Origin of the sequence: Bradyrhizobium sp. S3.3.6 (genome assembly GCF_040546905.1) — a bacterium.
Taxonomy (GTDB): Bacteria; Pseudomonadota; Alphaproteobacteria; order Rhizobiales; family Xanthobacteraceae; genus Bradyrhizobium; species Bradyrhizobium cytisi.
The window spans coordinates 251455-267943 of sequence record NZ_JBEPOT010000009.1 but is presented as its reverse complement, the minus strand read 5'-3'; the positions used below and the strand labels follow the sequence as shown (position 1 = coordinate 267943).

Below are 16489 nucleotides of genomic sequence, written 5' to 3'. Positions count from 1 at the left end.
CTTTCTGCCTGTCCTCTCGCGAATATCGCGAAAACAACCCCATGCACAGTAGAACGGCATTGATTTCAAAGGGGAAATCATGGCGTTCGCGACGCCGCGGCAATCTACCTACGATATCTCACCCCGCCGCAGGCAGCGCGCTGTCCGGCGGCGCACCCCACGGGCGGTCAGCGGAGGCCAGCCCGATCAGGCGGCCCTGGATGTAGTCGCAGCCCCAGTCGCGCAGCATGTTGGCGGCCTCCTCGTCCTGCACCCATTCGGCGACGGTCTTGATGTCGAGGCGGCGGGCGAGATCGATCAAGGTCTGGACGAAGGCGCGGTCGTCGGCGGAATGCGTGATGTTCTGCACGAAGGCGCCGTCGATCTTGACGATGTCGACGCCGAGCTTGCGCAGATTGCGGAACGAGGTGTAGCCGGCGCCGAAATCGTCGATGGCGATGCGGCTGCCGAAATTCTTCAGCCGCGTGACGAAGCCGCGGACGTCGTCGATGTCCTGGATCGCCACCGTCTCGGTGATCTCGACGATCAGCCGCTCGGCGACGCCGGGATGGGCGTGCATCAGCGATTCGATTCCCGCCCACCAATCGGGGTCCATCGTGGTATCGGGCGAAATGTTGAGGCTGAGGCGGATGTCGGGCGCGGCCGCGAGCTCGGCGACCACGAGCTCGAGCACGCGGTGATCGACCAGGCGGATGAGGCCGAGCCGCTCGGCGACCGGAACGATGTCGGGCGCGAGCAGCACCTGGCCGCCGCCCTGATCCATCCGCACCAGGCATTCGTGGAACGCGCCCTCGCGCGTGGCAGCCGACACCACCGGCTCGTACGCGAGCTTGATGCGGCGCTCGTTGAGCGCGGTGACGATCTCGTCGGTGACGCGAATGTTGACGCGGCGCTGCGCGTCGCGCTCGGCATTCGGACGCCAAGCGGCGAACGAGCCGACGCGGCGGCGCTTGGCGGCATCCAGCGTCTCGTGGGCGCGGTTGATGGCCTCGTCGGTGTTGCGGGCATAGCGCGGCAGGCTGACGGCGCCGATCGAGACGGTGACCGAGACCGGGCCGGACTTGGTCGGCACCACCTCATCACGGACGCCGGCGAGGAAGCGCTCCGCGGCAACGTTCATGTCGTCGACGGTGCAGTTCTTCAGGATCAGGCCGAACTTGTTGCCGGAGAAGCGACCGAGCACGTCACCACCGCGCAAGCGCGTGCGAATGCGCTTGGCGACGTCGAGGATCACGGCATCGGCAACGTCGAAGCCAAAGGCGTCGTTGACGCGGGCAAGATGATCGATGCCGACCAGCATGAAGGCTGCCGTCGAGCGGAAGCGGCTCGTCTCCTCGATCGCCTCGGCCAGCGCCGCGATCAGGTGAGAGCGGTTGAGCTCGCCGGTCAGAGGATCAAGCCGGGCAAGCTTGGTCAGCTCCTCGTCACGGGCGTGCTGCTCATTGTTGATGCGGACAGAGCCGATCGCGCGCATCGGGCGGCCGTCGGCACCGGCGAACCAGCGGCCGGTCTCCTCGATCCAGACCACGGGATCGGAGGCGCTCAGGCGCACGCCATATTCGACCCGGTAGGGCGTGCCGTCGGTGCCGTGCACGGCGGAAGTCTGCGCCAGCGCCGCGCTCCGCAGCGTCTGCGCAGGCTCGATCAGCTTGGCGAACTCGGCGCCGGTCGCGAGCCGCTCGGGGGGAATGCCGGGGAAGATGGCGTCGGCCTGCTCGCCCCAGACGATGGCGTCGCTCGCGATATCCCAGACGAACACGGCCTGACCGAGAGCGGCCAGGATTTCAGAGGCTTGTGGCAATGCTGGAGTCAAAAGCGCCTCGTTTCGGGACAGCGGGGAGTCCTGAGTCGGCACAGAATACGGCCAGATTCGTCTCCGACCCTAGGCAAAGTTGATAAACAATTTGGAAACCACGTTTTGCGGGCCCCCGGAACCATATAGGCTCGACCGGCATAGGCCTTGCGAGACCATCACAGGCACAGCGCGCTTCGTCCCGAAACGCGACAATTGACCGGCCTGACGGTGTTACGATGGTGACGACTGATAGATCGGACGAAGCGGAGCGGACGGTGGGCACCGCAGTGGTGCCGCTGACCCCGACGCTGGAATGGGTCCACAAAGTCATCCCGCTGACGCGCCCCGATCCGAGCTTCGTCACCCAGCTGATCGCCAATGCCGAGCACCTGCCCCAGGCAAGCCGGCTGCGCCGCGGCTCCTCCGAGGACGCCCGCATGGCCTATGGCAAACGCCCGCTTCCCAGCGTCACCTCACGCACGCGTCAGGTGGCTTGAGATCGATTTGAAGTGAGACGGCCCTTCTTACCTCTCCCCGCTTGCGGGGAGAGGTCGGATCGCTCTTGCGATCCGGGTGAGGGGGTACAGGTCTCACGGCGATCTCATGCGTGGAGAGAGGCCCCTCACCCCAACCCTCTCCCCGTAAGAACGGGGCGAGGGAGCACACTGCCGCCGCAGTGAGATGCGGGCGAATCCAGAGAAATCAGCGCGGCTCTTCGGGCGAGGGCGGCGTACCGTTGCCCGGCTGCAAATGCGGCGAGGGAATTTCCGGCGACGATACGATGCCCGGCTTCGGCGCGGGGTGATCCATCAAGACGGATTCGGCGACCGATTGCGCCGAGGGCGCGGGCGGCGGTTCAGGCACGGGATTGAGCTTCGGCTCGAACACCGTCGCCGGCGGCGGCGCCTCGGCCTGGCGTTTGGCCTTGCGCGGCACCGCGACCGCCTCGGCGGCAACATAGGTGATGCGACGGCGCGCACGTTGGGCGATGCCGCCGAGGAAATCGGCCATCGCAAGCAGCACCAGCAGGAAGTAAGTGGAATTGCCGAATTTGGGCCACATCACGAATTCGGCCGCCGCCGCGCCGAACAGGATCAGCGACAGCAGATGATCCATCAGGAATTTCGCGCCGGGCCGAGCGCCCTTGACCACTTCGAGCAGCAGCAGCAACACGCCAAGCGCGAGCAGCAGATCGGCAAGCGTGACCGACCAGGTCTCGCCGGTGATCATCGGCACCTTGAACAGCACGTCCGAAAAGGACACGCTGGGCATCAGGAAGGCGATGATGTTGTAGACCGCGAGCGGAATCAGAAGCAGCGGGAAACCGACCATCGGCAAAGCGCCTTCTCGATCAAGATGTCCGGGCAAGACAACGCGACGGCGCAGCATACGCTCCGCCGCCGACACCGTCATATCTCATGGATTGGCCGAAATCAGGCAGGTCACGTCATCCTGATCGAGGATAACCCTGCCCGAGAAGAGTCTTTAGGACTCTTTCTTCTTCAGGACCTGACGGCCCTTGTACATTCCGGTCTTGAGGTCGAGATGATGCGGACGACGGAGCTCACCGGAGTCCTTGTCTTCCACATAGGTCGGCTTCTTGATGGCGTCTGCCGAGCGGCGCATGCCACGGCGCGACGGCGAAGTTTTTCGTCTCGGAACGGCCATTTCAATATCCTCTAGGGATTGGTGTCATCAGGGCATCGTCCGCTGGGGGACGGCTCAGCATCCAAACGGGGCGAGCGAAATGCCGATCAAGGCCGGGCTTATAGAGGAAGGCTGGCCGTAAAGCTAGGGTTCTGGGACGGAAAATACGCCCGAAAAGGGCCCGAAATCAGCGATTTTCCCGCCAGCAGGTCAAAAGCGAGGAGGCCTGTCCCCTTGCCACGTATGTCCCGGCCAGCCGCCGGACGCCCGGTCCCGGGGTCCTGGCGCTGCGTTTGACCGGATTCGGCAGGATCGAGGCCAAAAGGGCCGCTTCCCGGGGGGAGAGATTGCCGGCCGATTTGCCGAAGGCATAGGCGCTGCCCGTCTCGACCCCAAACTGGCCCTGCGGGCCGAACTCGGCGATGTTGAGGTAAATTTCCAGGATCCGGTGCTTGGGCAGGACCAGATCGATCCAGAGCGCCAGCGGGAATTCCAGCGCCTTGCGGACGAAATCCCGCCCCTGCCAAAGGAACAGGTTTTTCGCGACCTGCTGGGTGATGGTGGAGGCGCCGCGGAACGGCGTACCGTCCTCCTTGGCGTCGTCGATGGCCTCGCGCAGCGCGCCCCAGTCGATGCCGTGGTGCTTGCAGAAATGGGCGTCCTCGGCCGCCACCACCGCGCGCGGCAAATACGGCGACATCGCCGCCAGATCGATCCATTCCCGATGCATCGGCGCGCCCGTCAGGGAGCGCCAGGCCATCAGCGTCGAGACCGGATGGCCGCTGCGGTAGAACGGCGCGACCACATAGGGCGCGAAAGCCACGACCGCGAGCGCCAGCAGCAGGATTTTGACGATGCGCAAATCGACCTTTCCGGCGCAAAATGAAACGCGGCTCGCGGCCTCGGCATTAAGTCTGTGATAATTCGGGCGTTTTCCAGCACTTTTTAGGCCTTCCAAACGATTGACTGGGGCCGGCTCATAAAGGATTGTCCCGCCGAATTTTGGTTCTGGAGCCTTTCTTGATGACCGGCACGTCCCCGTCCGATTTCGCCAACCGCCTGGACAAGACCGCTGATGACACCGAAGCCCTGCTCGGGCGCCTGCTGTCGGACGACATCCTGCACGATGAGATCGCCCGTCCCAAGCGACTGATGGACGCAATGCGCTATTCGACCCTGAATGGCGGCAAGCGCCTGCGGCCGTTCCTGGTGGTCGAGAGCGCGGCCGTGTTCGGCGTTCCCCGCGAAGCGGCGCTGCTCGTGGGCGCGGCGCTCGAATGCATCCACTGCTATTCGCTGATCCATGACGATCTGCCGGCAATGGACAATTCGGACCTGCGCCGTGGCCGCCCCACCCTGCACAAGCAGACCGATGATGCCACCGCGATCCTCGCCGGCGACGGCCTTCTGACCATCGCCTTCGACATCGTCACCCGCGACGAGATCCATCGCGATGCCAATGTGCGGCTGCTGCTGACGCGGGCGCTGGCACGCTGCGCCGGCATCGGCGGCATGGTCGGCGGCCAGATCCTCGATCTCGCCGGTGAAGGCCGCTTTGGCGATCGTGAACCGGTCGATGTCGCGCGCATCCAGCAGATGAAGACCGGCGCGCTGCTGCGCTATGGCTGCATCGCCGGCGCGATTCTCGGTCAGGCCTCGAAGGCGGAATATCAGGCGCTCGACGATTACGGCCGCGCGCTCGGGGAAGCGTTCCAGATCGCCGACGATCTGCTCGACGTCGAAGGCGATGCGGCAGCGCTCGGCAAGCCCTCGGGCCAGGACGCAGCGCTCGGCAAGACCACTTTCGTCACCCAGCTCGGCATCGAAGGCGCAAAGCAGCGCGTGCGCGACCTGCTCGCGCGCGCCGACAGCGCCGTGTCGATCTTCGGCGATCGCGCCGCCGTGCTGCAAGCCGCCGCCCGCTTCGTCGCCGAACGCAAGAGCTGACGTTTGATTTTCCACCTCTCCCGCTTGCGGGAGAGGTGGCGCCGAAGGCGCGGGTGAGGGCTCTCTCCTCTTGGGGATTCTTGCTTGCGGAGACACCCTCTCCCCACCCCTCCCCCGCAAGCGGGGGAGGGAGCGCACCTGCGATTGCCGTTCAGGCTTCACCGGACGATCTGCATGGACAAAGAAGATCCCGTCCTCGCCCGCTTCCGCCAGATGTCGCGGCCGATGCGGCTCATCTACGCGCGGCCGCGGACGTTTATCTCGCTTGGTATCGGCATCCTCGTCTGCCTGCTGTTGCCGGGCTCGCTCCGGCTGACGACGCGGCTTGTGCTCGGCTGGGATGCGCTGATCGCGGTGTATCTCGTGCTGGTCTACAGCATGATGCTGTGCAACGACCACCAGCACATCCGCCGTAGCGCCGCGATGCAGGACGACGGCCGCTTCGTGATCCTGCTGGTGACGGCGATTGGCGCGTTTGCCAGTATCGCGGCGATCGTCGCGGAGCTCGGCGCCCACCGCGGCGCGGCGGAGCTGACCATCGCCATCAGCACCATCGCGCTATCCTGGGCCGCCGTGCACACGACCTTCGCGCTGCATTATGCCCACGACTATTACCGCCATCCGCCGGGCGGCTTGCAATTCCCGAGCGGCGACAAGGAAGACCACGCCGACTATTGGGACTTCGTCTATTTCTCGTTCGTGATCGGCATGACCGCGCAGGTCTCCGACGTCGGCATCACCGACAAGACCATCCGCCGCACCGCCACGGCGCACGGCATCGTGTCCTTCGTCTACAACACGGCCCTGCTGGCGCTGACGGTGAACATCGCAGCGAGCGCGATCGCGACATGACCCCCGCGACAGGGTCCCGGCTTCACCGCAGGGCTATCGCATATGGGAGCGATTTCTCTGTGGCCATCCTTCGAGACGCCCGCCGTTGGCGGGCCCTCAGGATGAGGACCGAGCGTGCGGCCGTAGTTTTGACGAGCACCGATGCCGCCTAGCCTCATCCTGAGGAGACCGCGAAGCGGTCGTCTCGAAGGACGAGGCGCGCACTCAGGTCGTGCAAAATGCCATATGCGATTGCCGGAACAATGTCGCGGGAAGCAGCCTCCTCAATTGCAGACCTCGGCATTGGCATCAACGTGAGGGCCGCCGCCGCCGCGATAGACGAGGTGGCAGCCGGGCCTGACAGGACGGCAGAGGAGATCGTTGCAGAAAATCTGGCCGCTGCCGCCTGAGGCGCGACCGGCGCCGGCCGCCGCGATGCCGCCCGCCGCTCCAGCGGCCGCGCCGCCGGACTGGCGACGCTGCCGTGCCGGACGATCATCGCCGTCGTCGCGCTTGGCGGTTGCAGGCTTGGCCGGCTTGCCGGCACGCTGCTTCTCGCACTCATTGTCGTCGTTCAGCGCATAACCGTCGCCGCAGACGATCCTGGTGCACTTGTCGCCGTCGGCCTTGAAGCCGTGATCGCAGACCAGCGGGCAAACGCGCGACTGTTTGGACTTGACCGTGTCGAGCGCATCGGTGCTCGCCACCTTCACGTCGAGCTTGGTGCCGGCATAGCGGTTGAACTGCGACAGCGACCGCTGCGCGGACGTGCTCCAGTTGCCGTCAGCCTGACCGGAGAAACAGCCGACGCGGCCAAGCTCGGTCTGGACCGAGCGGCTGAGATCGGCCGGGGTGGTCGCCGGTGTCAGCGAAGCGACATTGGTGCCGGCGGGGCTCGCCGTGCTGGCGGGCGCGGCGCCCGGCGCGGAAGCAGCGAGATTGACGCGCTGCTGCTCGGCAGCCGCAGCCTGCTGCTGCGCCTGCTCCTTGGCCTTCTGGGCGGCAAGCTGGGCCTGCTCGGCTGCTTTCGCGTCGGCCGCAGCCCTGGCCTGGGCGTCCTTCTGGGCGCCGAGCGCGGCGAGACGGTCGCGTTCGGCATCGGCCTGCTTCGTCTTCTCGATCGCCGCCGCATGAACCTGCTCGGCCTGGATCTTATCGAGCTGGAGCTTGGCAAGGTTCGCATAGAAGCCGTCCGGATGCTGGGCCAGGAAGGCCTCCCATGCCGGCTTGTTGCCGACCTGGAGCGCCAGCTCGTAGTCGCGGCGCATATCGGCCTGCGGATTCACCACGGGCGCGGGCGCCGTCGCAGTCACGAGCGTGGCCTTGACCGGCACCAGCGGCACGTCTTCGCCGCCGAGCGAACCGTAGACGAACGGCTCCTGCTTGTTGCCGGTCGACTTGAGCACGTCGTCGCGCACGAAGCCGAAGGCGCGGCGAACGTCGAGGCCCGGCGTCGTCAGATGCTTCGACAGCGCGATGGTGAATGGGCTGTTGGCGCCATCGCCGTCCTGCGCCGTGAAGCCGGCCTTGGCCGAATAGGCGATCAGCGTGTTGGAGCTGGTCGGCTCGACCTGGGCCAGACCACGACCGATGCCGCGCGAGGCGAGCGTGCGCTTCATGGTCCTGCCGAACGGATTGTCGCGGCAGGCATCGAGGATCACCAGGCGAAGCTGCTTCGCCGGCTCGACGGCGACCAGAACGCGATCGAGCGAGAGCGCCTCGTCATAGACGTCGGTGTCGCGCTCGAGCCTCGCATCGACCGGGATCAGATAATTGGAGCCTTCGACCTCGATGCCATGGCCGGCATAGTAGACGACGGCGATGTCGGCATCGCGGGTTGAATCAGCGAATTCGCGCAGCACACGCCGCGTGTCGAGCGCGGTCAGATCGTGGCGGGAATCGACGACATCGAAGCCGGCATCTTTCAGCGTCTTGGCCATCACCGCACCGTCGTTGACGGGGTTCGTGAGCGGGGGCGCGTGCTGATAGGCCGAGTTGGCGAGCACCAGCGCGACGCGCTTTCCGGCGAAGGCGGGCCCGGCGCCGAACATCAGCGCGACGGCGAGGAGAAGCGGGCAAAGTCTGGACAAATTGCGCATGACACCACTTCCAAAAATTCGGGGCAGCTCACACCCTCCGGGATAGTCTTAGCAAGGTCCGCCACGCGCGCTTGTGATGGAGGTCACGAGGGCAGCGGGGGCGACAGGCCGAGGCCCCCTTTTGTTAGTCGCGCCAGTGCGTTGGCGGTTCGCCGCCAAATCCGTGCGAGCCGGGTTGCCCCTAGGCATCCCCGGCATGCCCCCGGTACTGCGGGAGAGTGTCCGTGATCTCGTGCCACGGAGCCTTGGAGTCGACGAAAATATGGGCGGTCGGGCGGATCGAGGGGGCATCGACCAGGGTTCCCATGGCGACATGGACCCATTTGCCTTCGCGGACCCGGGAATAAAGCAGGGAGCCGCAGCGGGCGCAGTGCGCGTCATGGGTGGTGTCGTCCCCGTAGATCATCCGCTGGTCCTCGCCCCCGACGAGGCGGAGCCGGCTATACTCGATGCCCGCGAACGGCTTGAAGGCGGAACCGGTGGTCCGGCGGCAGTTCGAACAGTGGCAGTTCAGCGCATAGGAGAACGCATCCGCGACCTCGTAGCGGACGGCGCGGCAATAGCATTCGCCGGCAAGGATGCGAGCGTTCGGTTTTTCTGATCCGGTCATGACGATGCCCTCGCTCAAATAGCGCAGCAGACACCCATAGCGCAATTCGATGCGTACCACTAAGTTCGCGGCGCGCCATCATTCAGAGGGATGACCCATGAGCCCAAATCATTCGAGCGTCGAAGCCGTCGTGCAATCCTATTTCGACGGGCTTTACGAGGGCGACGCCGAAAAGCTCGGCGACGCCTTCCATCCATCTGCCGATCTGCGCTGGGTGGAAAAGGGCGAGCTGAAGATCCTGACCGTGCCGGACTGGCTCGCATGGGTACGCAAGCGCCCCTCTGCCAAGGCGGAAGGCAAGCCGCGCGAGGATTTCATCGTCACCATCGACCGTTCGGACGACAAGACCGCCTTCATCAAGGTCAAATGCCAATTGCCGCCGCGCTTCTTCACGGATTACCTGGTGGCGATGAAGCTCGCCGACGGCTGGCAGATCGTGTCGAAATCCTATCGGTATGATCTGAAGGAGTGAAGCTTTCGCTGCCTGAAATCAGGCACAATCGTCTCGCATTTCTCCGTCATTGCGAGCGCAGCGAAGCAATCCAGAATCCCGCCGCGGTGACAGACTGGATTGCTTCGCTACGCTCGCAATGACGGGCGCGGGTAGCGCGTACGTCGCATCCTTCCCACCTCTCCCCGCTCGAAAGTCCCGCATGCTGCTCGACCGCCGTTCCCTGCTCGCCTCGCTCTGCTGGATGGCCGCTGCTCCGGCTCTCGCCGCGGACGCACCGCCTGAGCTCGAATCCTATGAGCGCGAGAGCGGCGGACGGATCGGGGTCTATGCGGAGAACCTCGCCACTGGCGCAAAGCTCACCTGGCGGGCCGACGAGCGCTTCGTGATGTGCTCGACGTTCAAGGCTTCGCTCGCGGCTTGCGTGCTGGCGCGGGTCGATCGCGGCGAGGAACAGCTCGCCGCGATGATCCCTTATGGCAAGACCGACCTGCTGGAGTACGCGCCGGTCGCAAAGCAAAACCTCCCGGCCGGCGCGATGTCGGTCGCGGACATGTGCAAGGCGATCGTCGAGCTCAGCGACAACACCTGCGCCAATCTGCTGCTCGCGCGGATCGGCGGCCCCGCCGCACTCACGGCATTTTGGCGATCGATCGGCGACACCATTTCGCGGCTCGACCACGACGAGCCCGAGCTGAACCGCTCGCCGCCCGGCGATCCCCATGACACCACGACGCCGGCGGCGATGGCCGGCAATCTCAAGCGGCTGGTGACGGGCGAAGCGCTGTCGCCGGCGTCACGGGCCCAGCTCACCGACTGGATGGTGGGTTGCAAGACCGGCGCGAACCGGCTGCGCGGCGGCTTGCCGGCATCCTGGAAGATCGGCGACAAGACCGGCAACAACGGCAAGGATGCGTCGGGCGATATCGCGGTCGCCTGGCCCAAGCCGGATACGCCGATCCTGATCGCGGCCTATACCCAGGGCGGCACGCCGAATGCGCCGCAGATCGAGGCGGTGTTCGCCCGCATCGGGCGCATGGTGACTGAGCGATTGGCGTAAGCCGCCTCGCATTGACCTCTTGGCCGCTTCCGGGCCAAGACAGGGCATGATTGCAGCGCAATTCCAGACCTTCCTGATCCTGCTCGCCGTGCTGGCGGGCACGGCGCTGGTCGCCCGCCGTTTCAACATGGCGCCTGCCATTTTGCTGATGCTCTCCGGCGTCGGCCTCGCTTTCGTGCCGGGCATGCCGCCGGTGGAGCTGCCGCCGGAGCTGGTGCTGCTGATGGTGCTGCCGCCGCTGATCTACTCGGCGAGCGTCGCGATGAGCTGGCGCGAGTTCAGGAACAATTTGCGTCCGATCGTGCTGCTCGCGGTCGGCGCCGTGATCTTCACCGCGGCGATGGTCGCGGCGGCCACTCATTACGTGATCGGCCTGCCCTGGAGCATCGGCTTCCTTCTGGGGGCCATCGTCGCGCCGCCCGACGTGGTGGCGCCGCTCGCGATCGCGCGACGGCTGAACATGCCGCGCCGGCTGATGGTCATCCTCGAGGGCGAAGGCCTCGCCAACGACGCCACCGCGCTGATCCTCTATCGCTTCGCGCTCGCTGCGATCGTGGTCGGGCATTTCTCGCTGCCGCTGGCGGCCGGCGAATTTGCCCTTATCGTCGCCGGCGAGATCGCCTTCGGCATCGGCGTCGGCTGGCTCTCCCTCCGCTTCCGCAAATGGTCCTGCGATCCGCAGGTCGAGCTGACGCTGTCGCTGATCACGCCCTACGTGTCCTACTGGCTGCCCGAGCATGTCGGCGGCTCCGGCGTGATCGCCACCGTCGCCTGCGGTCTCTATGTGAGCTGGAACGGGCCGCTGCTGATTTCGGCGTCGACGCGCCTGCAAGGCATCTTCTTCTGGGACCTCATCATCTATTTGATCGAGGGCTTGCTGTTCCTGCTCACCGGCTTCCAGATGCGCGCGCTCTACGAGAAATCGAAAGCGTTCCCGCTCGACGACATCATGATCGCGACCGCCGTGGTCATGGTCATCATCGTTCTGGCGCGTTTCGCCTGGCTCTACCCCGCGACCTATCTGCCGCGGATGTTCAGCAAATCGCTGCGCGCGCGCGACCCGTCGCCGCCCTGGCAATGGCCGTTCGCGCTCGCGTTCACCGGCGTGCGCGGTGCGGTGTCGCTGGCCGCCGCGCTGGCGCTGCCGTTCACGCTGCCCAATGGCGCTGCCTTCCCGTATCGCGACCTGATCCTGTTCGTGGCCTTCGGCGTCATCTTCATCACCCTGATCGGCGTCGGCCTGACGCTGCCGCCGGTGGTACGCTGGCTCGGCATCGCGGAAGCCGGCCGCAACGAGCATGTCGCCGCGCACGAGGCCGAAATCGCGGCACGGCGCCAGGCGCTCGACGCGGCGCTGAAATCGCTGGACGCACTAACCGAAGGGAAAGAGGTCTCGGACGAGGTGATACGGCTGCTGCGCGCGCGCCACGACATCCGCGTCAACCAGCTGCCTGATTCACTCGATCCCACCCGCCACGACGTCTCCGCCGCCGGCACCGCACTGACCCGCGAACTGATCGTCGCAGAGCGCAAATTCATCCACGACCTCTTGCGCGACGGGCAGATCACCGACGAGACGCGACGGAGGATCGAGCGCGACCTGGATCTGGAGGAGGCGAGCCTGGCGAACCGGGAATATCAGGGGGCGCCGCTGTAGCTTCTCGTCATTGCGAGCGTAGCGAAGCAATCCAGACTGCCGCCGCGGAAAGATTCTGGATTGCTTCGCTACGCTCGCAATGACGGCGGAGCAAGCTACCGTTTCTCGCAATACGCCCGCATCGCGGTCACCACGGCCGTCGCAATCAGCTCCTGCCGCTCGGGCGAATTCATCGCCATCTCCTCGTCGCGGTTGATGATGGAGCCTGCTTCCAGCAGCACCGCGGCGCTTCGGGTCTGCGAGAGCACGACGAGGGCGTCATAGCGGTAGACGCCGACATCCTTGTCCAGCAATGGATGTCGGTAACGCCCCATCAGCGGCAGGCTGTATTGCGTCGCGTATTGCAGGCCCTTCTCCTTCAGCTCCCGGCCCAGCAACCGGGCGAAGGCGAGGCTCGCGCCAAAGCGCGGATTGCGCTCGGACACGAACAGTGAATGACCGCTGAAGCGGTCGCTGAAATGGCTGCTGGCGCCCTCGAATTCCCATTCCTCGAGCATCTTGTCCGGCACGGAATCATGGTGGATCGACAGGAATAAATCGGCATGCGCGGCGTTGGCGGTGCCGACACGCTTGAGCAGGCTCGCCCGCGCCTTGCCTTCGGTCACCAGCACGCGGGTCGCGGCAAAGCCTGCCGACGTCAAGCGCTCTCCGATCAGCCGCGCCAAATGCAGGTTAAAGCCGAATTCCACATCGTTGCGCGCGCTGGTCGCGCCCTGCGATTCCGAGGTGTGCCCGACATCGAGGATGATCTTGAATTTACGCGGCTCGCAGGTCTCCGGAACGAGTGAGGGTTTGATCGACGAAGGTTTGGGCTTCGCTCTCACGGCCTTTCGGGCAGGCGCGGTGCGCCCGGCGTCGACCGGCACGGGTGGGAGCGCGACGAGCGCCACCACAATCGCCGCGATGATGCCCCGCGCCCGTGACAAGCGTTACTCCGCTGCGGCGGCCCAGGAGCGGCGTAGCAACTCGCCCATGCCCGTTCCAGAGCCGGACTCGGTCAGGAATATATTGCCCTCGGCGCGGAGCATGGCTGATCCTCCCGAACATCTTAGGGAAGATTGGCGCGAGAGTGGGACAACGTCAACGCAAGAACAGCAGAGCTGTACCCGCCCTCATCGACATCACCTGACGGTGACGGCGACCGTGTATACCTTGCCATTATCCGGATCGGTGGGGTCTGCCGTCACGCGCCGATACGTGAAGGAGTCTTCACCGACGTACCCCTTCTTGGATTGATACACCACGCTGGTCAGCCGCACGGTCTTGGCCTCTCCGTTTCTCAATTTGCGCTGCCCGGTGCTCACTCGCGTCGTCACGGCGCCGCTCTTCGGCGGAGACACGACTTCAATGCTGACGGGCCAGACCTTGCCACTGCTGTCGACGCGCCAGTGTCCGCCACATTTGCAGATTTCCTTTGCCTCGCCGGATTTCACGACGAGCGACGTGTTCCCCCCGCCCGCATGGGCGCCACAAAGGATTCCGAAGAACAGGACGAGCCCCGCGATGATCTTGATCAAAAGGGCCGTCGGTAGGCGTACCGGGTAGGTTGTCATTTCATAAATCTCCAATGAAAAAATCTTAGAGTTACTGTATGCGATCGTTCCGGCTGGCGAGACCGACGCATTCGGCCCCGACTATCTCAATGTCCTCGCGACTCGAAATCCAACGTTGCTCACGCGTCCTTCGGACTGCACGCCGTAGCGGCTCCCGGCTTCGACGGCATCCGCCTTGCTGACCCAGGAGCCTCCCCTGAGGACACGCTGCTCGCACCGGCCTTTCAGCCAAGGGCTGCCGTCGGTCGGCGCACCCTCATAAGTGTCGTTGACGCAATCCTCGACCCACTCCCAGATATTGCCGTGCACCTGATAGAGGCCCCACGGATTTGGCTGGAAGGAATCGACCGGAGCCGTCTTTTGCCCGGAGGCACCCTTTGCATTCTTGTCCTGACTGGCCTTGTTATCGTAGTTGGCCTGCCCCCGAGAAACCGAGGCCCCCCACCAGAACGACGACGTCGTTCCCGCCCGTGTCACATATTCCCGCTCGGCTTCGCTCAACAGGCGGTACGTCTTGCCGGTGCGGGCCGACAGCCAGGCCACATAGCTCTTGGCATCCGACCAGGAAATGTTGATCGCCGGCCGCCTCCCACGCCCCCAACCGTTATCCCAGGGCTTATATCCGTTGCAGCCTCCATCGGCGACGCAGGCATCCCATTCCGCGAACGTGACAGCGTAACGTCCAACCGCGAATGAACGGGCGAACGTCACCTTGTGGCGAGACGATTCCGTGGCGCGCTTCGATCCGCCGTCGGATGATCCCATCATCAAAGTGCCTGGAGGGACCACAACCATATCCGGACACTTTTCGCATTCTCTGAAACTGGCCTTCTGCTTCAGAGCCGCCTCTTCCGAGTCGGACAAGGATTTGATGCCGAGCGCGGTCGATCCTTCGCGCAGCTGGCTTGAGTCCTGGGCCGGGAGCGTCGGGTTGGTGGAGGCCAGCTGCGTGCCTTGCAGCGCCTTGAGCCGATCTCGTGCTTCCGCCGATCGCGGGCTTTCCGGAAATTTGCTCAGGAACTCTTCGAGCATTGCCGGAGAGCGCCCATCCCTGATGGCATTCCAGACAATCTCATCAGTTGCGGGCGGGGTCGGAGCGCGCGCGGCAGCGGCGGCGGCCAACTCCTTCTTCAGCTCGTCACGACGTGATAGCGCGACGGTGACATGCGAACTCGTCGAGTATTTCGCTGAATACTCTTCGAAGATGGCGGGGTCGCGCGACTCCTTGATCGCGTTCCAGACAATCTCATCAGCCGGAGGCGGCGGCGGCACTTGAGCGGCCGCGATCTCCTTCTTCAGGTCATCCCTGCGCTGACGCGCATCCGCGATATGCGGGCTGGCCGAATATCTGCTCACGAATTCATCGAAGATCGCAGGATCACGAGACCCCTTGATCGCGGCCCAGACAATGTCGTCAGCGGCGGGGGGCGGCGGCGCTTGCGTGGCGGCAATCTGCTTTTTGAGCTCATCCCGGCGCGTCTGCGCGTCTGCCAGATGCGGGCTTGCCGGAAACTTGCTGGCGAAATCCTCGAAAATTGCCGGATAGGTCGAACCTTTGATGGCCTGCCAGACGACCTCGTCGGCGGTCGGAGGCGGCGGAATACGCGCGGCCGCGGCGGCGATCTGCTTCTGCAGTGCGTCCCGGCGCGATTGCGCCTCAGCTCCATGTTTGCTGGCCGGGAACTTGCTGAGAAAATCGTCGAAGATCGCGGGATAGTTCGAATCCCTGATCGCCGTCCAGACGATTTCGTCGGCAGTCGGCGGCGGTGGCACGCGCGCAGCAGCTGCGGCCTGCGCCTGCTTCAGCTCGTCGCGCCGCGATTGCGCCGCCTTCAGATGCGGGCTCGCCGGAAACTTCGCGATGAACTCGTCGAACACGCCGGGATAAGTTGAATCCTTCACGGCATTCCACACGACGTCATCCGTCGTTGGTGGCGGTGGAAGTTTCGGCGCATCGACAATCGAGATGACGGAGCCGCCCAACGATCCGTAGACGAACGGCTCCTGGTGGCGGTTGGTGACCTTCAGCACCTCGTCGCGAACCCGTCCGAACGCAATCCGCAGGTCCAGGCCGGGAGCAGCGATGTTGTGCAGCAGCGCGGCGGTGAAGGGACTGTTTTTCGCGTCGCCATCCAGCGCAACCGACCCGGCCTTCGCCGCGAAGGCAATGAGCGTGTCGGACACGGCGGGCTCGACTTTCGCCAATCCACGACCGATTGATCGAGAGGCCACGGTTCTCTTCATGGTCTTCAGGAACGGATTGTCCCGGCACGCGTCCAGGATGACGAGGCGAAGCCGCCTGGTGGGCTCAATCGATTTCAGAATACGATCGAGGGAGACGGCCTCATCCTCGATGTCGAAGTCGCGCGACAGCTTCGCGTCGACGGGGATGACGTAGTTTGCACCATCGACCTCGATGCCATGGCCGGCAAAATAGACGACGGCCACGTCGGCATCGCTTGCCAATTCCGTGAAATCGCTGATCGCGCGCCGCATCTCCGAAATTCCGAGATCGCGGCGGGCGTCGACCGCGGAAAATCCTGCGGATCTGAACAGGGTGGCGATCTCGGCGGCATCATTCTGGGGATTCGGAAGGCTCGGAACGTTCCGGTACGACGAATTGCCGATCACCAGAGCGACGCGCTTCTCGGCCAGCGCCTGACTTGCGAACCCGCAAAATACGAGCGCAAGAATGGTAGCCGCCGCCCAGCGCATAAAACTCCCCCCAAATCGCCCTTTGCGAGTATATCGCTGGTTGAAGCGCCCGCAAGCAGCAGCCTGAGCCCACATCATTCGACAGGGGCAGCGCCAAATCCGTGATTCAGATCACGTTGAGCGG

15 protein-coding genes and 1 pseudogene are annotated in these 16489 nt (G+C 64.7%); 6 read left to right on the top strand and 10 right to left on the bottom strand.

The features are described from left to right. Positions 1–118: 118 nt before the first annotated feature. Entirely contained in the window at positions 119–1813 is a 1695-nt protein-coding gene (locus ABID59_RS25375; RefSeq protein ID WP_187435211.1) for a GGDEF domain-containing phosphodiesterase, read from the bottom strand. 218 nt (positions 1814–2031) lie between these two features. Here ABID59_RS25375 and ABID59_RS25370 point away from each other — a divergent pair, with 218 nt between their 5' ends. Beyond that, positions 2032–2292 (top strand): hypothetical protein, encoded by a 261-nt coding sequence (locus ABID59_RS25370; RefSeq protein WP_148754338.1) that lies wholly within the window; start codon positions 2032–2034, stop codon positions 2290–2292. Between the two features lie 205 nt (positions 2293–2497). Here the strand turns inward: ABID59_RS25370 and ABID59_RS25365 are convergent, their stop codons facing one another. From ABID59_RS25365 to mtgA, 3 genes are all read right to left on the bottom strand, one after another. After that, entirely contained in the window at positions 2498–3127 is a 630-nt protein-coding gene (locus ABID59_RS25365; protein WP_354031415.1) for a hypothetical protein, read from the bottom strand. A gap of 153 nt (positions 3128–3280) precedes the next feature. Continuing rightward, positions 3281–3463 (bottom strand): 50S ribosomal protein L32, encoded by a 183-nt coding sequence (gene rpmF, locus ABID59_RS25360; protein WP_007598106.1) that lies wholly within the window; start codon positions 3461–3463, stop codon positions 3281–3283. A gap of 166 nt (positions 3464–3629) precedes the next feature. Further along, the gene (mtgA, locus tag ABID59_RS25355) at positions 3630–4304 is read right to left on the bottom strand and encodes a monofunctional biosynthetic peptidoglycan transglycosylase (RefSeq protein WP_354031414.1); all 675 of its coding nucleotides are present in this window, start codon (positions 4302–4304) and stop codon (positions 3630–3632) included. A gap of 161 nt (positions 4305–4465) precedes the next feature. On the opposite strand from mtgA, the gene ABID59_RS25350 reads away from it, so the two are divergent. Continuing rightward, complete coding sequence (locus ABID59_RS25350; RefSeq protein WP_354085183.1) at positions 4466–5389, top strand: polyprenyl synthetase family protein; 924 nt, start codon at positions 4466–4468, stop codon at positions 5387–5389. 174 nt (positions 5390–5563) lie between these two features. After that, positions 5564–6241, top strand: coding sequence for a DUF1345 domain-containing protein (locus ABID59_RS25345; protein WP_354085182.1), 678 nt, complete (start codon positions 5564–5566; stop codon positions 6239–6241). A 263-nt stretch (positions 6242–6504) separates the two neighbouring features. Here the strand turns inward: ABID59_RS25345 and ABID59_RS25340 are convergent, their stop codons facing one another. Both ABID59_RS25340 and ABID59_RS25335 read right to left on the bottom strand, forming a co-directional pair. Further along, on the bottom strand, positions 6505–8319 hold the full coding sequence (locus ABID59_RS25340; RefSeq protein ID WP_354085181.1) for a caspase family protein: 1815 nt from the start codon (positions 8317–8319) through the stop codon (positions 6505–6507). Positions 8320–8500: 181 nt separating this feature from the next. After that, positions 8501–8929 carry a GFA family protein gene (locus ABID59_RS25335; protein WP_354085208.1) on the bottom strand — a complete coding sequence of 143 codons (429 nt, stop codon included), beginning with the start codon at positions 8927–8929 and terminating at the stop codon, positions 8501–8503. A 97-nt stretch (positions 8930–9026) separates the two neighbouring features. Between ABID59_RS25335 and ABID59_RS25330 the strand changes: the two genes are divergently transcribed. From ABID59_RS25330 to ABID59_RS25320, 3 genes are all read left to right on the top strand, one after another. After that, positions 9027–9401: a nuclear transport factor 2 family protein gene (locus ABID59_RS25330; protein WP_148754332.1), complete on the top strand. Its 375-nt coding sequence runs from the start codon at positions 9027–9029 to the stop codon at positions 9399–9401. A 181-nt stretch (positions 9402–9582) separates the two neighbouring features. Beyond that, a complete protein-coding gene (gene bla, locus ABID59_RS25325) occupies positions 9583–10440 on the top strand; it encodes a class A beta-lactamase (protein ID WP_354085180.1) in 858 nt (285 codons plus the stop codon). Between the two features lie 46 nt (positions 10441–10486). Beyond that, positions 10487–12097 carry a Na+/H+ antiporter gene (locus ABID59_RS25320; RefSeq protein ID WP_354085179.1) on the top strand — a complete coding sequence of 537 codons (1611 nt, stop codon included), beginning with the start codon at positions 10487–10489 and terminating at the stop codon, positions 12095–12097. A gap of 95 nt (positions 12098–12192) precedes the next feature. Here ABID59_RS25320 and ABID59_RS25315 read toward each other — a convergent pair whose 3' ends face one another. The 4 genes and pseudogenes from ABID59_RS25315 to ABID59_RS25300 form a co-directional block, all read right to left on the bottom strand. Then, positions 12193–13023 carry an N-acetylmuramoyl-L-alanine amidase family protein gene (locus tag ABID59_RS25315; protein WP_354085178.1) on the bottom strand — a complete coding sequence of 277 codons (831 nt, stop codon included), beginning with the start codon at positions 13021–13023 and terminating at the stop codon, positions 12193–12195. 195 nt (positions 13024–13218) lie between these two features. After that, positions 13219–13650, bottom strand: coding sequence for a hypothetical protein (locus tag ABID59_RS25310; protein WP_354031407.1), 432 nt, complete (start codon positions 13648–13650; stop codon positions 13219–13221). Positions 13651–13731: 81 nt separating this feature from the next. Next, positions 13732–15528: a formylglycine-generating enzyme family protein gene (locus tag ABID59_RS25305; protein WP_354085207.1), complete on the bottom strand. Its 1797-nt coding sequence runs from the start codon at positions 15526–15528 to the stop codon at positions 13732–13734. A gap of 168 nt (positions 15529–15696) precedes the next feature. After that, positions 15697–16365: pseudogene (locus ABID59_RS25300) on the bottom strand (caspase family protein); the annotation flags it as partial. Between the last annotated feature and the right edge of the window lie 124 nt (positions 16366–16489).